This window comes from Spartinivicinus poritis (assembly GCF_028858535.1).
Classification (GTDB): domain Bacteria; phylum Pseudomonadota; class Gammaproteobacteria; order Pseudomonadales; family Zooshikellaceae; genus Spartinivicinus; species Spartinivicinus poritis.
The window spans coordinates 88,487-107,807 of the sequence record NZ_JAPMOU010000009.1; the positions used below are offsets into that span (position 1 = coordinate 88,487).

The window sequence follows — 19,321 nt, forward strand, 5'->3', positions numbered from 1 at the left end:
TCCCTCTTTTTATGAGGGTGTTGAAAATAAGTCTAGTGTCCAATATGGAATAACAGGATATTCTTCCACCGCTCTTGAAGTGCCATCCCTGCCCCATCAAGAGCTAAAGCGACTTCCTTATCACAGCTACAGAACATCCCGTTGCCCCATATCCGCTAGCTTTTGCGACAACCTCTTATATAGGAGGAAGAGTGGTATTACCAAAAAACCTATTAACCTTATTGGAGGTTTTTATAACTGTATTGCAACAGAAGTGATTTGCCTAACCAACAGAGAATAGCCACCCTACCTGGTAAACTCAGTTGGCTTTTCTAACTCATATATTGATTCAGAAATTTCATCTACTTTGTTGGCAATCAGCGCTTGGGCATCGTAGATACCACGATTATAAAAATATGCCCCTATTTCTTCGGAGAAAAAGTCAATAAGAAATTCAGCATCAAAACCACCAATTTCCTGATCTAACTCTTCCAAAAAATACATCTTGACCTTTTGTATCAAAATATCCTTTTCATTTTTACTAAATTTTATATCTGACAATATCTATCTCCTTATTTAGGCTCAAATAATACTCCAACCGTTAGCCTACTGGTGTACCACTAGTGATGAAATTACATTTTTAACCAGTGCTGAGAATTTTTCAGGGTTCTCTTGTGGCAGCATATGTCCTTCCCCTACTATTTTTTTAACTTCAATAGCTTCCGATAATGTTGCAGTGCTTGTGGAAACAAGCCTGAAAATGTCACGTGTTTGCGAGCCAAATCCAATAACCAATGGGTTGCGTATATTTGATACGTTGGTGCAGGTTATTTCAGGCTGTTCTTGTTGGTTAAGTTGATAAGCCAATGTATATGCTTTCGACAGTTGCAGCTCTCTTATCGCCAAGTGTTGGCTTTTAAAATACCCTTGTTTATTCCCTGAAGCATCAATAAGCGTTTCCACTGCAAGCTCAAGCTTTCCTTCGGAAAAGTGTTTAAACACCTTTCCAAACATGGTATTTGCATCTGATAACCACATTTCCATTTCTTGTTCTGCTAAACATCCAGGAAAACCTGGTTCATATAGGAAAATACCTGAAATATTTTCTACCTTATGCTGTAAAAGCATATTAAGTACTACATCAGCGCCATAAGACCAGCCAACAATATTAATTGGCTTATCAGTAGAAAGTTTGGCAAGTAATTCTGCTAAATCATTTGCGTGGGTATTTAATCCAAAGTCCCCTTTATCCTCATCCTCACCATTAAAATAACGCAGCGTAACTGAAATGACTTCATAGTCAGCCTTAAGGTGGTTAATATGCGGTAACCACATGGTTGCATCTGTGAGAGCACCATGTACCAATATTAAATACTCTCCCGAACCTTGCTTTATATACTTCATTTTCGCTTTATCCAATTTTGAGCATAAACACTAGGGCCTTCGGCAAAACTCACTGAGTTTCAGTGCTTATTTTTTCAAAGTGAATAATATAACTCCACACACTTGTGGTAAAGCTGGCAGCCTTTCCAAATAACCTTATTGACGGACAAAAGGCCAAAAACAGCAAACTATACCCTTCTTTCTAGGTTTTGTTATCTTCATTCCTCGCCCCAATCACCTATTATTTATAGGCTCATGGGGTCTCGTCATTTGATGGCCGCACCTAAAAACCATTCGTATTGGGTATATCAGCAGAAAATTATTAGAGGTGCCCCAAAGTCACCTTAACAGTGATATAGCATTTGACAACGACGTAACATTTGGTTAGTTTAACTAACAAACTAGTGAGAAGTGATGGTCGATCATGAAGTTAGATGAGTCTCTGGATTGCTTTCACCGTTATTTGGCTCGGCTGTGGAACCAGGACCAACAGCAAGCAGAGTTAAGTTTTAATGAATATGAATACTTAACCTGCTTAGCCGTTATTGAAGGTATTTGCGATGCCCACCAAGACACTGTATTTGATGGGCCGCACCTGACTGATTTAGCGGCAAAAATGCAAGTAAAGCGGGCATCAGCCAGTACCATGGTCAATAAACTGGAAAAGCGTGGTCTTATCCAGCGAGTACAATGTCGTTACGATGCCAGAGCCCAGCATGTACTCGTGACCAAAGCCGGGATGGCGTTGGTACGCAAAGAGCAGGCGATTTATAAAAATATGGCTACTGCTATTAAACAGCAATTAACCAAGGAGGAATATCGACTGTTTGAGAAGGTGATGGATAAGGTGTGTAAACACTTTTAGAGGTTGTTGTATTATTTTAATTTAAAATCCCCCCTACCCCTCCTTTGCCAAAGGGGGGGGGAATTAGAGCTTTAGCGGAAAGGAGTAAATAGCACCACCTGAGATAGATGTTTTAAGATTTATTTTTTAATCAAATAGTTAGTTAGCCTAACAAAATACCTAACCATTTATTAAATAAAGTATGGAGCTTGAAAAATGAACCCAGAATTTTGGAATCATTATTACCAAGAACAATCTACCATTTGGACCCAGCCAGATGAGGTATTTGCCACAGAAGTGGCTGAGTTAACCCCAGGTAATGCATTGGAATTAGGTGCCGGGGAAGGTGCAGACTGTTTGTTTTTAGCTAAATCTGGTTGGCAAGTGACTGCCATTGATTTTTCTCAAAAAGCCATCGATAGAATTAACCAACAGGCAGATAAACAGCAGATAACAATTAATACCGAGGTAAGCAATATTTTAACTTATCAGCCAAAGCAACAGTTTGACTTAGTATATATGGTGTTTATCCACTTACCTCTGGCAGAAAGAAAACAGATGCTGGCTAATGCTATTAACGCTTTAGCCCCTGGTGGTACCCTACTCTTTATCGGTATTGCTAGCAGCGATATGAACTGCGACCAGGATATTTCCCACCTGTTTTCTCCAGCCAAGGATATTGCTGCACTGTTATTAGCGGTAGCACCCGACCTATACATAGACAAACAAGGTCATCTTAACCGAGCAATCCCAATGCCAGACAAACAATCGTTTAAAGCTGAAACCATTATTGTGAAAGCCAAAAAGTTAAGGGACAAATAGCCAATGTCTATACCCATTACGAAAGGTATTTTTAGCCTCACCCCAGCCCTCTCCCAAAGGGAGAGGGAGCTAAAAGTGACTTTCGCGACGACCCTCCCCCCAGAGAGAAGGGATTTGATTTGAAGTGCTTTTGCGACAGCCTTAATGCGAAAGGTACATGTTTATTACCAGTCATAATCAGTAATTGACACTATAGTACCAATTTATTCTATTTTCTTTTACGAGGTTCTCCTACACTTATAAGCTACCAACGCAACACCTTTTCAAACGGTAGAGAGCAAACAGGGAGCGGTTATGAAAGCCATGACTAAAGGACTAGTCACACTACTCTTGTTTTATTGTGTCACTCTGGCTGGTCACGCAAAACTAGTAGAGTTTGTTTTAACTAACCAGGAATTATTACTAGACAGGGATAGTCAGCCTTATAATGATTACCTTAGCCAATTAAATAAACAACTGGGGCAACCGCAATCCATAAATACGCTAGCCATTATTCAGTTAAATAGCCACAACCAAACAGTGAAGATAGAGCAGTTAACGAGCCCATTAGTGTTAAGAGGAGAAATGTTCAACCCACAAACTGGGCTTATTGAGTCAGTGACTAACCAACCATTAGCCACTGGTAACCTTTACCTGGATATTGATGAAAACGAGGGCATAAATAAAATATTGATTTTTTCACCTAAAACTATGCCTGAAACTGGCTTAACTTGGCAATTTTCTACTGAGCGTAATGTAGCTTTGACCAATATTGGAATTAAAGAAAAAATCGGAGAGTCCGTTTTTAAGCTGGTTGATAATGGCCCATCCAGTAACCGGGTCGACTTGGTATTTGTAGCAGAAGGCTATACTCAAAATGAAATTGCTCGCTTTAAAGAGGATTTAACTGCCGTCGTTAACGGTTTTTTTGAAGAGCATCCGATAAGCCTGTATAAAAGCTATTTTAATGTGTGGGGCGTTGAATCAATCAGCAATCAATCTGGTGCTGGCTATAGTTATCCCAAAGACACCCGCTTCAAGTCGTATTTTAATTGCTATAATATCGACCGGCTGTTGTGTGTTGATATTAGTGAAGTGCAAAAATATGTCTCTCAGCGTTTAAGCAGTCATTCTCGGGATATTATTGTGGTAGTGGTCAATACTGACAAATATGGCGGCTCTGGCGGTGCTGTTGCTACCATGTCACTCCACTCATCAGCGGTTGATTTAGCCTTACATGAAGTGGCACATACCTTTGGTTTACTAGCGGATGAATACGACTACGGCAGTTGCCGAGTAGCTCCCGCTTCAGAAGCCAATGTCACCAATAATCGTTCAGGCAACAAATGGTCCCATTGGTTTGATGTCGCTAACAATGTCAACGTGTTTGAAGGAGCGAAATACTGCCGTTATGGTATGTATCGCCCAACGAATAATTCACTAATGCGTGCATTAGGTCAGCCATTTTATGCCGTCAACAGTGAACAACTTATACGACGAATTTACAGTTTTACTACACCGCTCTCATCACAAACGCCTAATACCAAAACAATTAATATTAGCACACAACAACAGCAGGCTTTTTCTGCCTCCCTACTTCAGCCGACCACCAAGACAGTCACAGCAAAATGGCAATTAAATGATAAGCAGGTAAGTTCAGCAACTGACTTTACCTTTATGGGTAACAATTACCCACCCGGTACTTACCAACTAACAGTAGAAGCACAAGATAAGACAAAGCATGTTATTGTCGACCGCAACAATCGACTTAAAGATGCTTTTACCTGGACAATTAATTTAAAAGCAGGCAGCCATCAGTGTCATACACCGGCCTCTCCCACCCACTTAACCGCTCAAATTCTTGATAAAAACACTTTTCAATTATCTTGGTTAGCCCCTGAGCACGCCCAGCACTATACTGTTCAACGGCTAATCGAAGGAACCTGGCAAGATGAAGTGAGTACTACAGCAACTATGACAGAAATATCCAATCTCGCCCCTGAAAGTGAGCAACTGGTTCGGGTAATTGGTGCGAATGGTTGTGATGAGATGGGTAAAGCATCAGAGCCACTTGAAGTCTCACTTAAGCGCACCCTTAATTTTTAATATCAACTGAAATTGTTAATATTCACTGAAAGGTACCTTTAAAAGGATTCTTTTGAAGGTACCCCAAAATAGTAATATTTTTGTTTTACAAATTACCTTCTGAATTTTTTATTACACCAGATAGCTTCCGATAGCCTAGCTAGCACTTTTTATTTCAATTCGTGCTGCTATTACTAACCTCACAGTAGTATGTTAGCACCCTAAAAACCTTTCTCTGTGACTATATTTATAGGTTGATAGCGATTCGTCGTTTGATAGTCTTTCCTCAATTCAGGTAGTTTCAGCCAAATGTTATGTATATCGCAATATTAACCATCATTCAGTTAAAAACATCGTTTAGTTTGTTGATTACCACGACATATTCAGGTTAATTTTTATAGCAACTATCAACTATTGGCATGAAGAGATATCCACTTATGTTAGGCAGTATGGGTTTAGTATTTTTTTGGTTATTACGTAAAACATTTGAATGGACACTGGTAACTGCAGCAGTATTGACATACGCTGAAATTGGTCCTGGTGGAGAAGCCGTTGCTGAATTAATCAATACTTTTCAAGAAGTGCTGCGCAATATTGATTGGCAAAACATCTTTCAACAATTAACCAACACAGTAAAAGCACTGATGCAGTCAATATCAGAAACCGTTGTTAATTAAAGCCTAGCTACATTTGCCAACAACGCTGGCCGGTAAAGCGTGATCGTAAATACTCCATCTGGTCGCCACGAATTTGACGGTTAGCTAAATACATAAACTCAAACACATTAGGCTCAAAAGGTACTGCTAATAATTCCATTCCTGCTTGTTCTGGAGTTCTGCCGCCTTTATGGTGGTTACAACGTTGGCAAGCGGCGACTACATTTTTCCATACATCCTTGCCACCTTGTACTTTTGGCACAATATGATCCCGGGTCAACTCCGTTTCTTTAAACGTATTGCCACAGTACATACACAAATAGTCGTCACGACGAAATAACAGTGCATTATTTAAACCAGGCACAAAGTTTTGTCGACGATGTTCCCCCATACAGGCAATGATGGGGTCCATATTGATTTCAGAGCGAACGCCAAACTTGTTGATTCCTCCAACAATACGTAGTGGCTGCTCACCGATACTCCATAACACTTGCTGTTTAACATACAAGGTGGCTGCTTCTTCTCGGCTTATCCATGCGGTCGGCAACCCGGATTTATTCAACCTTAATACACGAATCATATTTACCCACCATTCCACCAGTCTGCTTCACACCTAATTACCCACAACTATTTTGACATAAAGGGCACTGCGAATGGCTTTAGCGTAGTGCCTAACAGCCCCTATTTGGCCCAGCCAGGCTTAAACGCGTGGTTTTCTAACTCAGACACCTCATCGTAACTGGCAACAGGCATAGGCCAACGAAATGATGCTATCTTCTGATAGTTTCTCCCTTCTTTATGACATTTTTACCATTCACTTTGGTTATTGCTAAAAGTGTACTTATCTTGTCATATGACGGATTTGCACATCCACTATGACTCATTCACTTTCTTATTTATAAACATAGCCTTACTCTTATATTCTGTCTTGCTGAATACTCAGGTTTAGAGGCGCTCTTTAAATAAATATCAGCATTTAAACAACGTGTTGATCAATTAGAGATATGCACTAAACTAGTGAATAGAAGTAATATAAAACCAAACACTATTTCATTCATGTTAGTGACTTAATATCAAGCAAACCTTAAACAATCTAACTCTTCCTAATAATCTGCTGCCCCATCAGTTCTTGTTTACCAAGAGCATCAAGTAGTAGGTTTAACCATTTAGGAAAATACCAGCATGTGGTGAGAACAATGCAGGTGTTATAGATGCTTTTTGTAAATAGCGATTTTAGAGGAGCTCATGCAGCAAAATAAGCTTTATGTAGGGAATTTACCCTACTGCATCAACGAGTCACAGTTAGATGATCTGTTCTCTCAATACGGCGAAATTGACGACATTAAATTAATTTTAGACCGCGAAACCGGGCGATCTAAAGGCTTTGCCTTCATTACCTTTGCCTCCGAGCAGGCTGCTAAACAAGCCCTGCAACACAATGGTATAGAAGTAGAAGGACGCACAATTAAGGTAAATAAAGCCATTGATAATAACCGACAACGAAGCCGACGTAATTATACTGTACAACGAACCACTTAATAAGCCTGAAAAATACGGTAACCTACCAAACTACCTAGGCTTGTGGTTTATGTGTAAAGTTGAATAGTCGTGTTCAGGGCCTTTTATTCTCTGGCATAGCACTTCGCACGCACTTTTCTATAAATAATAGTGGGAAGGGCCGCGATAAAAGAAAAGCAACTCAGCCAATAACTAAATGATTGAAAAAAGTTGCCTTATGGTTTGTCCAGTCTGCTAGGCAGCATCTACTGTAACACCTAATAATGCGTCGATTTTTTTCAGTATGGCATCAGACTGGCCAAACAACTCCTGTTGTCTATGTAATAGTTTTTTTATAATAGGGTCATCTTGATCAGCAGAGCCTTGTAGACTGATTACATTATTAATCGTATCAGTAATAATATGAAGCTGGTCATTAATATTACTTAATGTCTCATTTAATTGGCCTAAATGTTGGTCTACATTATTCATTGAGTTATCCTTACATATTCTTGTGGTTCAATCCATTATAGCCAATACCCAAAAACAATAGATATTAAAGAGATAGGTCGTCAATGGCTGTCATCGAACTAAAACAGGTGAGTCATTATATTCCTGTCAGTAATCAGTCTACCCCCTTGTTTACCAATATTAACCTAACGGTTCAGGCAGGAGAAATAATGATTTTGTTAGGCCAGAGCGGCTCTGGCAAAACCACTCTGCTTAATTTAATTGCAGGCCTTGAATTACCCCATCAAGGCGAGATTTACCTGCACCAACAGCCTATGCATCACCAATCAGCAACGACTCGGGCCACGATTAGACGACAGCATATTGGTTTTGTCTATCAGCAATACAACTTATTACCATCACTTACTGTGTTGGAAAATGTAATGCTGCCAGGACTATTAAACAAACAACGTCAGGTGGCTGAACGAGCCAGAGATTTATTACAGACAGTTGACATGGGCCAGCTACTCAACCGATTTCCCCATCAGCTCTCAGGCGGAGAACAACAACGGGTTGCCATTTGTCGTAGTTTAATTCATCAACCCAGCGTGTTGTTAGCAGATGAGCCCACCGGTAGTTTAGATAACACAACTGCTGCTAGGGTAATTGAACTTTTTTTTTCACAAGTCAATGCCAACCGGCAAACGGTATTACTTGCCACCCATAATGAGCAACTCTGCCAATGGGCTAACCGAGTTGCAGTTATTCATTATGGACAGCTTTCATTCAAGTCATGAGCTATTTGCTGTTTGTTGCCTTGCTTAGGCATTATCGTTTCCATCCTTGGCAATTATTTTTTATTTTAATCGGCATTAGTTCTGCTACCTGTTTACTGACAACTATTGACTTACTGATCAAAAATAGCCAGGAAAATTTTTCAATAGCAGCCAAACAACTAAGTGGCCCTGCTACCCACCATATTACCTCTACAACAGGCTGGTTGTCAGAGCAGCTTTATACAGAACTCACCCAACGGTTTTCGGTAACTGCCAGCCCGGTTATTCAAGCTTCCGTCAAGCTAGCAAAAAACGGCGAGTTATATACGTTATTAGCCGTAGACTTGTTTAAGGCTGTGCACTTTCAATCCTATGCCACGAACTCGCAAACCCATAGTACAACGGCTTTTCTATTGGATTTTATTCAGTCATCCCCCCCTGCTGTCATCATTGCTCAACAGCATATTAACCAACACCACTGGCAAATAGGTGATCAGCTAACGTTGTTTACCGAAAATAATCAATTCCCCGTGACATTAATAGCTGCTTTTAACCAAGAGGTTAGTGAACTATTTGACCATTTATTAGTAATGGATATTGGCCAGGCACAACAGCTGTTAAATGTACCTGGCAAACTGAGTCGAATTGATTTAACTATTCATCAAACTGAGCAGCTTAATGCAATTCGACAGTGGCTTCCCTCCTCTTACCAGTTAGCAGCAAGCAATGAAATAACCTCTCAATTAGGGCAAATGAGTGAAGCATTAAGTATTAATTTATCAGCTTTAGCTTTATTAGTAGTGACCACTGGATTTTTTATTGTGTTTAATACCGTCCGCTTTGCACTACTCCAACGCCACCAATTACTCACCCAACTAACACAGCTGGGGATTACCACTCAACAAAAAACCCTCTTTCTACTATTAGAGGTCGTTTGCATTGCCGTCATTGCAACCCTGTTAGGCATCCTGTCAGGTATTTTGATCAGTAGTGAAATACAACAAATAGCACAACAAACCACCAGTAATCTTTATGGCATAACCCCTGTTATATTATTTCATGTGCCCGCACCCACTTTAATAAAAGCAGTCACTATTGGTATATTTGGGCCCTTAGCTGTCATCAGTGTTGACTGTTGGCAAGCCAGTCGCTATTCCACCCAACATCCCCGATTACAGTGGCAACCAAGCCAGTTACTGGGGTTTGTCTTGCTAGGGGGAATTACCTTGACTGTCAGTATTTGCGTGTTTTATTTCACCACTGGGCTCACTCACTGTTTTATTGCCATTGGTGGTTTACTGCTTGGCTATGCAGCCTGGCTACCCGTGGTTAATTGGTTAACGGCTCAGTTGGCTAGCAAAATAAAACCCTGGCCTGCTCAACTAAAAGGCATTTTATGGCAATATTTTTGGCAGGATAATCAACGACACAGCATAACCACTAGCATTGCTATGATGGCGCTGGTCATCGCACTGGCCACAGCGATTGGTATTGGCATTATGATTGACAGCTTTCGACTGACAGTCGCTAATTGGCTTGAGCATCGTCTATCTGCACATATTTACTTAAAACAAGAAGTATGGGGGCAGCAGCCGGTCAAACCGTTACCTGACAAATTATTACAGCGAATAACTAAACATCCAGCTATTGCCCACATTGCTCATTTCCAGTCCAGGCAAGTCAACAGTCAAGACCAGCTCTTTCGCTTAACCAGTAGTAATGCCCCTCCACCCATGCAGCAAGGGTATTTATTTACAGGCGGCAACCCCAACCAAATTTGGCAGAATTGGCAACAACCCAACCAACTGCTGATTAGCGAACCGTTAGCTCATCGATTAAACTTAAAACAACATAGCCAGCTGGCAATTAATACACCTAACGGTATCCAAACGTTTCGAGTAGCCGGTATTTATTATGACTACGCCAGTGAGTATGGCCGAGCGTTAATCAGTAAAACAAATTATCAGCGTTACTGGCCTGTCTTACCTATCACATCAATTGCCGTCTATTTAATTAACCCTGCACAGCAACAAGCCATTATTCAATTAATTAATCAGCTTGCAGTAGATGAAAATAATAATTCTCTTAATTTAGCAATAACCACTCCAGAACAACTTAAACAGCGCTCGTTGGCTATTTTTGACCAAACTTTTTTAGTCACCAATGGCCTGCGAACCATTGCTATTATCATTGCAGCCATCGGCATGGCCAGCACCTTAATGGCATTGCAACTCAGCCGAGCCAATGAAGTGACTCTGCTGCATCAATTAGGTTTTACCCACTGGCAGATTAATTGTTTTCAAGTCAGTCAAATGCTGTGGTTTGGCTGCTTATGTTGTTTGCTTGCCTTACCGGTGGGTTATTGGCTATCCCATTGGTTAATTACCGGGGTGAATATACGAGCCTTTGGTTGGAGTATGCCTTTGTTATTTCGCTGGGCAACCTCACTATCCACACTGGGTTTTACATTAGCTGCAATAGGCGTTGCCTGCCTTTACCCACTCCTTCGCCCACCACAATCAATTATAAAATCATGAGTCAGCGAACACTCATCACTTTAGGTACGATTATTACAGGCACTTGCCTATTTGGCTGGCTGTTTATCAACACTGGGGGGGTACTCAACTCGACAAAACCCTTCACAGCGCAGCATACCACTAAAAATAATCCAGTTACTTTACAACAGTTGTTGGGTACGCAGAAAAACAGCCCATTTAAACAAGCAACCCAACCGATTGCCTTTCTTTTTCCTCGCGACCATGGCCCCCACTTTGCCTATCGTACTGAATGGTGGTATCTGACTGGTCACTTATTTGATCGTAATCAACAGCATTATGGCTTTCAATTTACTTTATTTCGTTTTGCCAGCCAGCCCTCTTCAACTGCTGCTAACCCCTGGTTGGTACCTCAGTTTTATATGGCCCACCTGGCTTTGAGTAATACTCAACAACAAACCCATCGCAGTGCTGCCAAGTTCAGCCGCCAAGGGCCTGGGCTGGCAGGTGTTACATCCCCTCCCCTGCAAGCCTGGTTAGAAAACTGGCAACTACAATCAACCACAGCAGAGTCACTTTTTCCCGCCAAATTAACAGCCCAGGCACCAGCGCAACACATCGGTTTAGCGCTCACCATCGACAAGCTTAAGTCCTGGGTTTTACAAGGCAACCAAGGGCTGAGTCAAAAAAGCACTACCCAGGGTAACGCCTCTTATTATTACTCTTACCCTCGCTTAAATGTTGTTGGCTCCATTCAGTGGGATCAACAGCAAATACCTGTTACTGGACAGGCTTGGTTTGATCATGAATGGGCTACTAGTGCCCTTGATCATTACCAAACCGGTTGGGATTGGTTTTCCTTACAACTGGAAAACCAACAAGAGTTGATGATTTATCGGATTCGCAGCCAGCCAGGCTACCCAGAAACGCTATTTGCCGGCCTTATTCAAGCTGACCAAACCGTTATTCAGCTAACCCCCAACCAAGTGACAATCAAAGCCACTCAATACCAACAAACAATTGACCATAAACAGTGGCCGGTAGCATGGCAAATTACCCTTCCTGACTATCATTTATCACTGACACTGACTCCAACCCAACCTAATCAGTTTATTAAACATTTATTCACTTACTGGGAGGGCGCTGTAAAAATAACCGGTAGTCATCAAGGCTGGGGATTTGTCGAGCTCACGGGTTATTAATCAAGTGCTGTATTTAAAATGTGCATCACCAGCTAGTGGTCCATGCGCAAAATTAAGGTAACAACTTCTTCTCCATTTATCTTCTGGCTGTGTTACTTTTTCTTGACGTAGACCCACTATGCCTGCAAAAAAGCGCCTTACCAGAAAATAAATGGCTTTGAAGACTGTTACCCAACTTTACGCATGAACCACTAGCTAATCAGTGCATACTTACAGAAAACAATTATTAATGATAGCCTAAAGTATACACAAGGTCAGGTATAGACATTTGTATAATATACAACTAATGCAGCATGAGGCAGTTTAGCTAGTTTTTTTTTAACAAACAAGGTAGTATTTTTGTGCTTATTAAACAAGGATGGCAGTGTTCAAAAAATCGCCATGACGAAAACAACGCTAGCGCAAAATATAAAGTTTTTATTAAAAGAAAATGGTTTATCGGAACAAGATATTCAACAACAAACCGGGGTGAAACAAACCACCATCTACCAACTTGTCAATGGTGATGTTGCCAGCACAAAGAAATCAACGGTTAGTATTCTGTCCAACTTTTTTGGTGTTGAAGTATGGGAACTCACCGAAGTCGATTTAAGCCAAAAAAAATACCATAACAGCGAAATAGAGTATATAGAGAGTAAAGCACTTTATGCTGTGCCAGTACTAGAATGGCAAGATATTGTTCATTTTAAACGATTTCCTATTGGTTACTGGTATCAGCACCGTCCCACCACTTGTGCCTCACGAAAAATCGGCCAAGGCTTTGCCTTAACAATCGACTCTCAAAATTACCTACCTTATTTTAACCCAGGGGTCACCCTGATATTTAGTGGTAATCGCCCCCCTGAACAAGACAATATTGTGCTAGCCGTGACAGATAAACCGCAACCGACGTTAGTTAAATGTAAAAATTTTTCTGATGGGCTGATTTATCTACAATCGCTTAACGATGCGAATAACACCATGCTTTACTCAAAAACCTACAGCATCCAAGGAGTGCTCATTGAAGAAAGGTATTCGTGACGAGGATAAAACCACTCATAAATATGCTTTACATGGGTTTGACAGTATTGAAGGGAAGGTCATTCTTACTGTAACAGGCATAGGTAAACGGCTAGCCATTCCTATTGAGCTGTTTTTTACTGATGAAATGATGGACAGTGTATCAGAGCGAGACTTCAAGCTCATCTGTATGCATTACTACAAAAAAACCAACACCTCGATTTTATTTGATAAAAAAGAGCGCAGCGAACGCTCTTGGACAGCTTATGCCATCATGATCAGCATTTTAAGTGCTATCTTGATCAGCAGTAATTTCTCAGGCCTTAAGCCTATTAACTTATTAGGTACTGAACTGGTTATTCCCATCGCCCTACTGTTTTATCCTATTACCTATATTATTAATGATGTGATTAATGAATTTTACGGCCTGAGGATGGCTCGTAAAGGTATTCAAATTGCTTTTTTATCCAACATCTTTTTTTGTGCTGTTATTTTTGCAGCTTTGCAAATCTCCCCTATCAACCACTGGCCGCTTGATGACAGCTTTAACTTGATCGGTACTGAGTTACTCAGTGTGTTTTTTGCCTCTATGATTGCTTACTTAGTCAGCGAGAACCTAAATGCGGTAATTCTGTCAAAAATCCGTAGTCTTACCAACAGCCGCTGGTTATACTTACGAGTATTGGGAAGTACGCTACCAAGCACCATCATTGATAGTTTGTTATTTTGTACTATTGCTTTCTGGCACACCCTTGGGCCAGAAATTGTGCTTGTTATGATCACCTCACAAATCATCGTGAAGTCAATTTATGCTTTAATTAGCGTTCCCATGACTTATGCTGCCCATGCATTGATGAGACAATTCATTGTAACTGAAGACAGTAAACAAAAGGATCAGAATGAATACACCACTAGACAACACACCCTTAGGGAAGTCAGTTAAATACGAATTCAGCTATAACCCTGAATTGCTGGAAGGTGTGCCCCGCAGCCTCAACCGGGAGCCTATTGGTCTTTACCCAGAAAGCCTACCTTTTTCAGGGGTAGATGTGTGGAATTTATACGAATTATCCTGGCTCACCCCCTCCGGTAAACCAGCCATTGCCGTTGGTGAAACCTTTGTTGATGCAACAACGACCAATATTATTGAGTCCAAATCATTCAAGCTGTATTTAAACAGTTTTAATCAAACCCATTTTGACAATATTGAAACCGTTCAGGCCACGCTTATCAAAGATTTAAGCCAAATTGCCAATGGTGAAGTCAAAGTAAATTTATGGCATCAGCATAACGCCACCATTGGCAATTTACCTGGCGAATGCATTGACGAAGAGGATGTCTCTACCGATTGCTATGAAATTGACTCAACCTTATTAACGGATGCAGCCGACCCACAACAGCCTGTTGAAGAAATCTTACACTCTCACTTATTAAAATCCAACTGCCTGGTCACCGGCCAACCCGACTGGGGTAGTGTAATGGTAAAATATGCTGGCGCTAAAATTAATCGGGCCGCCTTATTAAAATATATTATTTCTTTCCGCCAACATAATGAGTTTCACGAGCAATGTGTCGAGCGAATTTTTACCGATATTCAACGCTATTGCCAACCAGACAAACTCACCGTTTATGCTCGTTACACACGCCGTGGTGGTCTGGACATTAATCCCTTCCGCAGTAATTTTGAAAGTGCACCACCAGCCAATGTACGACTGTTGAGGCAGTAGGGCTTTCATTTAACCTTTACACACTCTGCCCTAGTAGAAGGTGTCGCGCATGGGTGTAAAAATAACTTTAGTGCCTGACAGGAAATAACAACACACTATTTTTTCACTCATGGCGGGCAAGTCTGCTGTTGTAATAATAAAATGGGCTATTGGAGATGTTTAATCGCGGCTTGAAAAAACATAAAAACCGTTTTTAACTAATTTTCCTGAATTGTTCATTCATAATATACAGCCCCCATCATGAACCATTTTTATGTATAAAATGCAAGCCGTATATATTCACAACTCTGAGTTATCAGCATTTAAGCCAGTTCAATCATCTCAAAATCCGCCTTGGCTGCGCCGCAGTCAGGGCAAAGCCAGTCCTCTGGAATATCCTCCCACTGAGTACCTGGTGGTATCCCCTCCTCTGGTAAGCCTAACGCTTCATCATAGATAAAGCCGCAAACAATACATTGCCACTTACGCATACCGCCCCCTTCATCCAATTATTCCCTATTAAGCCCATATTTCTTTTAAATTAACTCAACCGTCAGCTTTAAAGTGTGGCTTAGCTACTTTATCAAAAAGTGTAGCAGCACACTGACTAGCCTAAGCCTAATCCCATCATTGCAAATGATAATAATTCTCGACTGTTTTTAGCATACTTTCTCATTCAGCCGTCTTACTTTATGACGTATTTATTACCAAACAACACTTTTTTATACGACAACAAATGGGGTATTTGCTGACCATGCCAGCTACAGCAGTAAACGCGACTCAACCCAGCATATTAAACAATCCATCCTTATCTCAATCCTCTACACAACCTCTTATACAGGGTGATATTGGTGGACATAGTGTGCAGCTCGCTGAACCTACCCCTGCCCCAACGCCACTAGAGTCAGCACTGAATAAAGATAAACTCAATGAAATATCACCCGGCAATCAGCAAGTTTTTCAGTTCACTGATCAGCATGACATTAAAATTAATCGGCCAGGCACCTACTGCTGGAAATTAGCCAGTGATTTGTATACAAGACCCAGGACATTTGAATCCAGTATAGAGTTAGAAGCATTTCTAGAAGAAAGCTACCCAAAAGAGCTTGATCAAGCCAAAACGATGGAAAAACAATGGGGCGTTGAAATCAGTCGCTCAGCAAACGCAAAATACCCTTGGAAAGTCACTGGCGATATGCTTGAGCAAACTTTCCGTTTTAAGTCACTTGATGACATGGCACAGGCCTTAGAACAAGGCTACTTACGCCGTACTGCCAAGCATATGGCGGCAGCAGAGAGGTTTATACGTGGCCGAGATATTCATAATGTCACTTCAATCACTAAAATGGACACTGGTCCAGTATTAGTGATTGATGGTGGTGATGATTTGGCCGTCAGCTTAGAAAACTCTGGCCTGCCTCGCTCGTTAGTGCTAGCAGTACAAAGTACGGCTCTTTACCCGGCTTTTATTGGTGTGGTGCATAAAGGCTGGCAAGGTGCTAATGACGAATATAGCGAAGCACGAGAGGAATATCAGGAGCTGCTTGAGTCTCAACAAGCCTTAAAAAACGAAGTTCGTAGCCTGGTCACCCAAGAATTAGCAATAAAAGAACAGTTACTCAATTCCACTGACAATGATGATATACAACAACAGTTACTGAACCTACTAAACCAACATAATGGATTTAAAACTAATCTATTAGCCAGTGTTGAACCCTTATTAAGTGCAAAAAGCGATGGCGATCAAGCGCAGTTAAAATCCACTATTGGTCAACTGAATGCGTTAAAAGCTCAGCTGGCTGATCATAATCAACAAGTCAATGAACAATTAGCCGATAAACAACCATCACCAGAACTACAACAGTTGCTGACTACACTATCAAGCAGCCAGCTGTTTGACCCCACTTCGCCAGACTGTCATGCTCTTATCCAACAACTGTCGGATTATAAAGCCAATCAAGATGATAAACTGGCAAAATTTGCTGATACACACATTGCCGCTGCGTTTACTGAGTCTGGATTAAGTGGCATGTATTGGGGGATGGTGTCGTTTGAAGCCCGCGCCACCAGCGAACTATTAGCCGGTGAGGCCGCTCAGTCCTTTAGCAGCATTTTAAGCCAAATGGGTGATACCTTTAATGTCATTGGCCAGGCACAAATGGTTATAGCCGGCCTAACTAAAGCTGGGCTAGGCATCCATGAAATCAAATCGCTTAATGAGTGGTTAGACCAAATTAATACTACGCAAGCATTAGACAAGCCGAATAGCCCAGAATTAACTAAGACCAAGGCGATCATTGACCAGTTTTATCGTCATCAACGAAATGTCACCGTTGCAGAAACCCTGGGTAACAGTGTGCTAACACTGGGGCAATTAGGCATGATTCTAGGTGGGCCATTTGGGGTGGGTGTGAGTAGTGTGCTGTATGCAGGTGTCGGAGCTACCATTGGTGGCGTTGCGATTAGCCAGGCAGCGGCCCAATACTCCAACAAAGTATTTAATGTATCAGATAAAAAGTCTGCCGCAGAAGAAGCCATTAGCCAACAAACCGATCCAGATGCCAAACCGCTGGATATTATTCAACAACGCATCCAGAATCTATACCAGTTAAGTCAAGAACAAGCCACCCCCAAAGTATGGCTTACTATTTATCAGACCATAATGAAAAACCCCAAAGCAGATGCGTTTGAAGTATTGGCCGCCGCAGGTAAACCTTATCAAAAATACGACGCCGAGCACTCTGGCCATTACCGTCAATTGTACAGACAGGCATTAGACAATATTAAAGCTGATAGCCAGAACACAATTGATATTATTAATCAAGCAAAATCACTGTTACAACAAAAAGGCTCCAATACCGCCTTTTCAGCATTTGTTAGTCAACATATTCAGCAGCTACAAGAAGTACCTTGGGTAGCAGAACAATCTGATACTGCAGCAGGTCAAATCAAGCAGCTATTTCAGTTTGCTGAGCAACAAGGTTTTCTTAAAGAGTTTGAACGACGAATTGTCAAACGTTTGGTTAACGAGAACGGCTATCCGCTGCTTAAAGAACAAAAACTCGAACATGGTCCTTACATCAAGAAAATTACTGCTAATAAATCCAAACGTCCATGGCAAATTCCTAATCCAATTGCACCTATAATCAACTTAGGCCGCTTGGTTAAACAATTAATTAAGCCCGTTGCCCATCCCAAGTTGTTATCTAACACCCTTTCTATACCGATGAACTGGGGCAAAAAAGATACTAGCGTTTATGTATTTAATCGTGACCGTTTTTTACAGGATTTAACTGAATTAAAACCAAATACCCCCGAAGCAAGCTATCTTAATAAAACCTGTCAAATGCTATTTACTGAACAATTAGCTAATGATGCTAAATATTGGATAACAAAAAAGGCTAATAAAGTCTATATGGCATCAGGTAAAGACAATGTGCACGTTTTTGAAGAAACCATGCGTCATATTGGTAAGCAAGTACTAAGAGATAATGTACTCAGGCCGATTGTGCACGGTGTTTCTGAACAAGTGAAATTAGCCGATTTAATTGCAGCGCTCTCTTCAGAGGGTAACGCCTAAACATAATAAACGCTAACACTGATACCTTCTTATACAAGGTATAGTGCTAGTACACAATGCTGCGTTATTTCAGCTTATCAAGTGCCACTCCCAGCGTGATTGCGCCAATCGGTTTTTGATCCGCTGGATTGGTTATTGTAAAACTGAGTTGAGTGGTATAAGTGAGCGTCGATTTATCAAACTCTGTTTCAGCAATATGGATGGCTCCACTTCCTTTTAAATAAGTCTCTTGCCACTTAGCCTCATCTCCTTGCCAGTAGTCTGATGTAATGTCACTTACCCCCACATTCGTTCCTTTATTATTCATGACAATCACTTCTTTATACAATCCATTACTGTTTTCCTGAACTTCACGCACAACACCTGATGCCCGACTGTTAACAACCTCATTAATCAAGTCATATTTTCCACTGATTTTTTCCAGTCGCCATTTATCATCAAGTGCTTTAATTTTAGCTTCATCCCAATCAGCCGCCTTGCTATTGGAATCAATAATTGCATCGATCAGTGCTTTATCTGTTAACCATTTATTTTGAATAGATTGATAATGTTGCTTTAACTTAGCATCAGTACTTGCAAAAAAGTACCAATAAGCACCACCGCCACCACCAACAATGATTACTAATAAAACAACCGAAACAATGAGCTTTTTCATAATACTGTCGAGCCAAGTTGGCAAGTTTCTTTCTAGTATAGTCACCATTTAACAGAATGGTAGCAATACTGTCATTGGCTATTTACTGCTAATCACTATAGCATGCACGTGTCAGCTAACGACTGTATTTGAATCTGACATTCCATCAAGCAGATGTGAATCACTTAAAAAAATAATTTTATAAAGGTACAGACTATATTCAAAAATAAATCG

Annotated in this window: 18 protein-coding genes; 12 read left to right on the forward strand and 6 right to left on the reverse strand. The window is 40.9% G+C overall.

The features are described 5' to 3' along the window. Positions 1-285: 285 nt before the first annotated feature. Both ORQ98_RS09430 and ORQ98_RS09435 read right to left on the reverse strand, forming a co-directional pair. Positions 286-540, reverse strand: a complete 255-nt coding sequence (locus ORQ98_RS09430; RefSeq protein ID WP_274688554.1) for a DUF2164 domain-containing protein — start codon at positions 538-540, stop codon at positions 286-288. A 45-nt stretch (positions 541-585) separates the two neighbouring features. Beyond that, on the reverse strand, positions 586-1,383 hold the full coding sequence (locus tag ORQ98_RS09435) for an alpha/beta fold hydrolase (protein ID WP_274688555.1): 798 nt from the start codon (positions 1,381-1,383) through the stop codon (positions 586-588). Positions 1,384-1,786: 403 nt separating this feature from the next. On the opposite strand from ORQ98_RS09435, the gene ORQ98_RS09440 reads away from it, so the two are divergent. From ORQ98_RS09440 to ORQ98_RS09455, 4 genes are all read left to right on the forward strand, one after another. Continuing rightward, positions 1,787-2,227 carry a MarR family winged helix-turn-helix transcriptional regulator gene (locus ORQ98_RS09440; protein WP_274688556.1) on the forward strand — a complete coding sequence of 147 codons (441 nt, stop codon included), beginning with the start codon at positions 1,787-1,789 and terminating at the stop codon, positions 2,225-2,227. Between the two features lie 195 nt (positions 2,228-2,422). Continuing rightward, positions 2,423-3,028, forward strand: coding sequence for a class I SAM-dependent methyltransferase (locus ORQ98_RS09445; RefSeq protein WP_274688557.1), 606 nt, complete (start codon positions 2,423-2,425; stop codon positions 3,026-3,028). Between the two features lie 294 nt (positions 3,029-3,322). After that, on the forward strand, positions 3,323-5,113 hold the full coding sequence (locus tag ORQ98_RS09450) for a M64 family metallopeptidase (protein WP_274688558.1): 1,791 nt from the start codon (positions 3,323-3,325) through the stop codon (positions 5,111-5,113). A 416-nt stretch (positions 5,114-5,529) separates the two neighbouring features. Next, positions 5,530-5,769: a hypothetical protein gene (locus ORQ98_RS09455; protein ID WP_274688559.1), complete on the forward strand. Its 240-nt coding sequence runs from the start codon at positions 5,530-5,532 to the stop codon at positions 5,767-5,769. A gap of 7 nt (positions 5,770-5,776) precedes the next feature. Here ORQ98_RS09455 and ORQ98_RS09460 read toward each other — a convergent pair whose 3' ends face one another. Next, positions 5,777-6,328 (reverse strand): HNH endonuclease, encoded by a 552-nt coding sequence (locus ORQ98_RS09460; RefSeq protein WP_274688560.1) that lies wholly within the window; start codon positions 6,326-6,328, stop codon positions 5,777-5,779. A 665-nt stretch (positions 6,329-6,993) separates the two neighbouring features. On the opposite strand from ORQ98_RS09460, the gene ORQ98_RS09465 reads away from it, so the two are divergent. After that, positions 6,994-7,287 carry an RNA recognition motif domain-containing protein gene (locus ORQ98_RS09465; protein ID WP_180566984.1) on the forward strand — a complete coding sequence of 98 codons (294 nt, stop codon included), beginning with the start codon at positions 6,994-6,996 and terminating at the stop codon, positions 7,285-7,287. A gap of 213 nt (positions 7,288-7,500) precedes the next feature. On the opposite strand, the gene ORQ98_RS09470 is transcribed toward ORQ98_RS09465, so the two are convergent. After that, on the reverse strand, positions 7,501-7,737 hold the full coding sequence (locus ORQ98_RS09470; RefSeq protein ID WP_180566983.1) for a hypothetical protein: 237 nt from the start codon (positions 7,735-7,737) through the stop codon (positions 7,501-7,503). 83 nt (positions 7,738-7,820) lie between these two features. Between ORQ98_RS09470 and ORQ98_RS09475 the strand changes: the two genes are divergently transcribed. The 6 genes from ORQ98_RS09475 (at position 7,821) to queF (ending at position 14,894) form a co-directional block, all read left to right on the forward strand. Further along, positions 7,821-8,492 (forward strand): ABC transporter ATP-binding protein, encoded by a 672-nt coding sequence (locus ORQ98_RS09475; RefSeq protein ID WP_274688561.1) that lies wholly within the window; start codon positions 7,821-7,823, stop codon positions 8,490-8,492. Continuing rightward, positions 8,489-11,008, forward strand: a complete 2,520-nt coding sequence (locus ORQ98_RS09480; RefSeq protein WP_274688562.1) for an ABC transporter permease — start codon at positions 8,489-8,491, stop codon at positions 11,006-11,008. The genes ORQ98_RS09475 and ORQ98_RS09480 overlap by 4 nt, the downstream gene beginning before the upstream one ends. Beyond that, positions 11,005-12,168 carry a lipocalin-like domain-containing protein gene (locus ORQ98_RS09485; RefSeq protein ID WP_274688563.1) on the forward strand — a complete coding sequence of 388 codons (1,164 nt, stop codon included), beginning with the start codon at positions 11,005-11,007 and terminating at the stop codon, positions 12,166-12,168. Before ORQ98_RS09480 ends, ORQ98_RS09485 begins: the two co-directional genes overlap by 4 nt. Before the next feature lie 339 nt (positions 12,169-12,507). Further along, entirely contained in the window at positions 12,508-13,188 is a 681-nt protein-coding gene (locus ORQ98_RS09490) for a helix-turn-helix domain-containing protein (protein WP_274688564.1), read from the forward strand. Next, positions 13,169-14,110, forward strand: coding sequence for a queuosine precursor transporter (locus ORQ98_RS09495; RefSeq protein WP_274688565.1), 942 nt, complete (start codon positions 13,169-13,171; stop codon positions 14,108-14,110). The genes ORQ98_RS09490 and ORQ98_RS09495 overlap by 20 nt, the downstream gene beginning before the upstream one ends. Further along, positions 14,067-14,894: an NADPH-dependent 7-cyano-7-deazaguanine reductase QueF gene (gene queF / locus ORQ98_RS09500; RefSeq protein ID WP_274688566.1), complete on the forward strand. Its 828-nt coding sequence runs from the start codon at positions 14,067-14,069 to the stop codon at positions 14,892-14,894. Before ORQ98_RS09495 ends, queF begins: the two co-directional genes overlap by 44 nt. Positions 14,895-15,196: 302 nt before the next feature. Here queF and ORQ98_RS09505 read toward each other — a convergent pair whose 3' ends face one another. Further along, on the reverse strand, positions 15,197-15,364 hold the full coding sequence (locus tag ORQ98_RS09505) for a rubredoxin (RefSeq protein WP_274688567.1): 168 nt from the start codon (positions 15,362-15,364) through the stop codon (positions 15,197-15,199). Between the two features lie 263 nt (positions 15,365-15,627). Here ORQ98_RS09505 and ORQ98_RS09510 point away from each other — a divergent pair, with 263 nt between their 5' ends. After that, positions 15,628-18,453 carry a hypothetical protein gene (locus ORQ98_RS09510; protein WP_274688568.1) on the forward strand — a complete coding sequence of 942 codons (2,826 nt, stop codon included), beginning with the start codon at positions 15,628-15,630 and terminating at the stop codon, positions 18,451-18,453. Positions 18,454-18,517: 64 nt separating this feature from the next. Here ORQ98_RS09510 and ORQ98_RS09515 read toward each other — a convergent pair whose 3' ends face one another. Then, the gene (locus ORQ98_RS09515; protein ID WP_274688569.1) at positions 18,518-19,108 is read right to left on the reverse strand and encodes a hypothetical protein; all 591 of its coding nucleotides are present in this window, start codon (positions 19,106-19,108) and stop codon (positions 18,518-18,520) included. Positions 19,109-19,321: the final 213 nt, after the last annotated feature.

Bases quoted from the DNA above. Each gene is read 5' to 3' on its own strand.
- queF (WP_274688566.1), top strand. From the start codon at position 14,067: ATGAATACACCACTAGACAACACACCCTTAGGGAAGTCAGTTAAATAC.
- ORQ98_RS09515 (WP_274688569.1), bottom strand. From the start codon at position 19,108: ATGAAAAAGCTCATTGTTTCGGTTGTTTTATTAGTAATCATTGTTGGT.
- ORQ98_RS09460 (WP_274688560.1), bottom strand. From the start codon at position 6,328: ATGATTCGTGTATTAAGGTTGAATAAATCCGGGTTGCCGACCGCATGG.
- ORQ98_RS09450 (WP_274688558.1), top strand. From the start codon at position 3,323: ATGAAAGCCATGACTAAAGGACTAGTCACACTACTCTTGTTTTATTGT.
- ORQ98_RS09435 (WP_274688555.1), bottom strand. From the start codon at position 1,383: ATGAAGTATATAAAGCAAGGTTCGGGAGAGTATTTAATATTGGTACAT.
- ORQ98_RS09440 (WP_274688556.1), top strand. From the start codon at position 1,787: ATGAAGTTAGATGAGTCTCTGGATTGCTTTCACCGTTATTTGGCTCGG.
- ORQ98_RS09465 (WP_180566984.1), top strand. From the start codon at position 6,994: ATGCAGCAAAATAAGCTTTATGTAGGGAATTTACCCTACTGCATCAAC.
- ORQ98_RS09505 (WP_274688567.1), bottom strand. From the start codon at position 15,364: ATGCGTAAGTGGCAATGTATTGTTTGCGGCTTTATCTATGATGAAGCG.
- ORQ98_RS09470 (WP_180566983.1), bottom strand. From the start codon at position 7,737: ATGAATAATGTAGACCAACATTTAGGCCAATTAAATGAGACATTAAGT.
- ORQ98_RS09485 (WP_274688563.1), top strand. From the start codon at position 11,005: ATGAGTCAGCGAACACTCATCACTTTAGGTACGATTATTACAGGCACT.
- ORQ98_RS09480 (WP_274688562.1), top strand. From the start codon at position 8,489: ATGAGCTATTTGCTGTTTGTTGCCTTGCTTAGGCATTATCGTTTCCAT.
- ORQ98_RS09475 (WP_274688561.1), top strand. From the start codon at position 7,821: ATGGCTGTCATCGAACTAAAACAGGTGAGTCATTATATTCCTGTCAGT.
- ORQ98_RS09510 (WP_274688568.1), top strand. From the start codon at position 15,628: ATGCCAGCTACAGCAGTAAACGCGACTCAACCCAGCATATTAAACAAT.
- ORQ98_RS09445 (WP_274688557.1), top strand. From the start codon at position 2,423: ATGAACCCAGAATTTTGGAATCATTATTACCAAGAACAATCTACCATT.
- ORQ98_RS09455 (WP_274688559.1), top strand. From the start codon at position 5,530: ATGTTAGGCAGTATGGGTTTAGTATTTTTTTGGTTATTACGTAAAACA.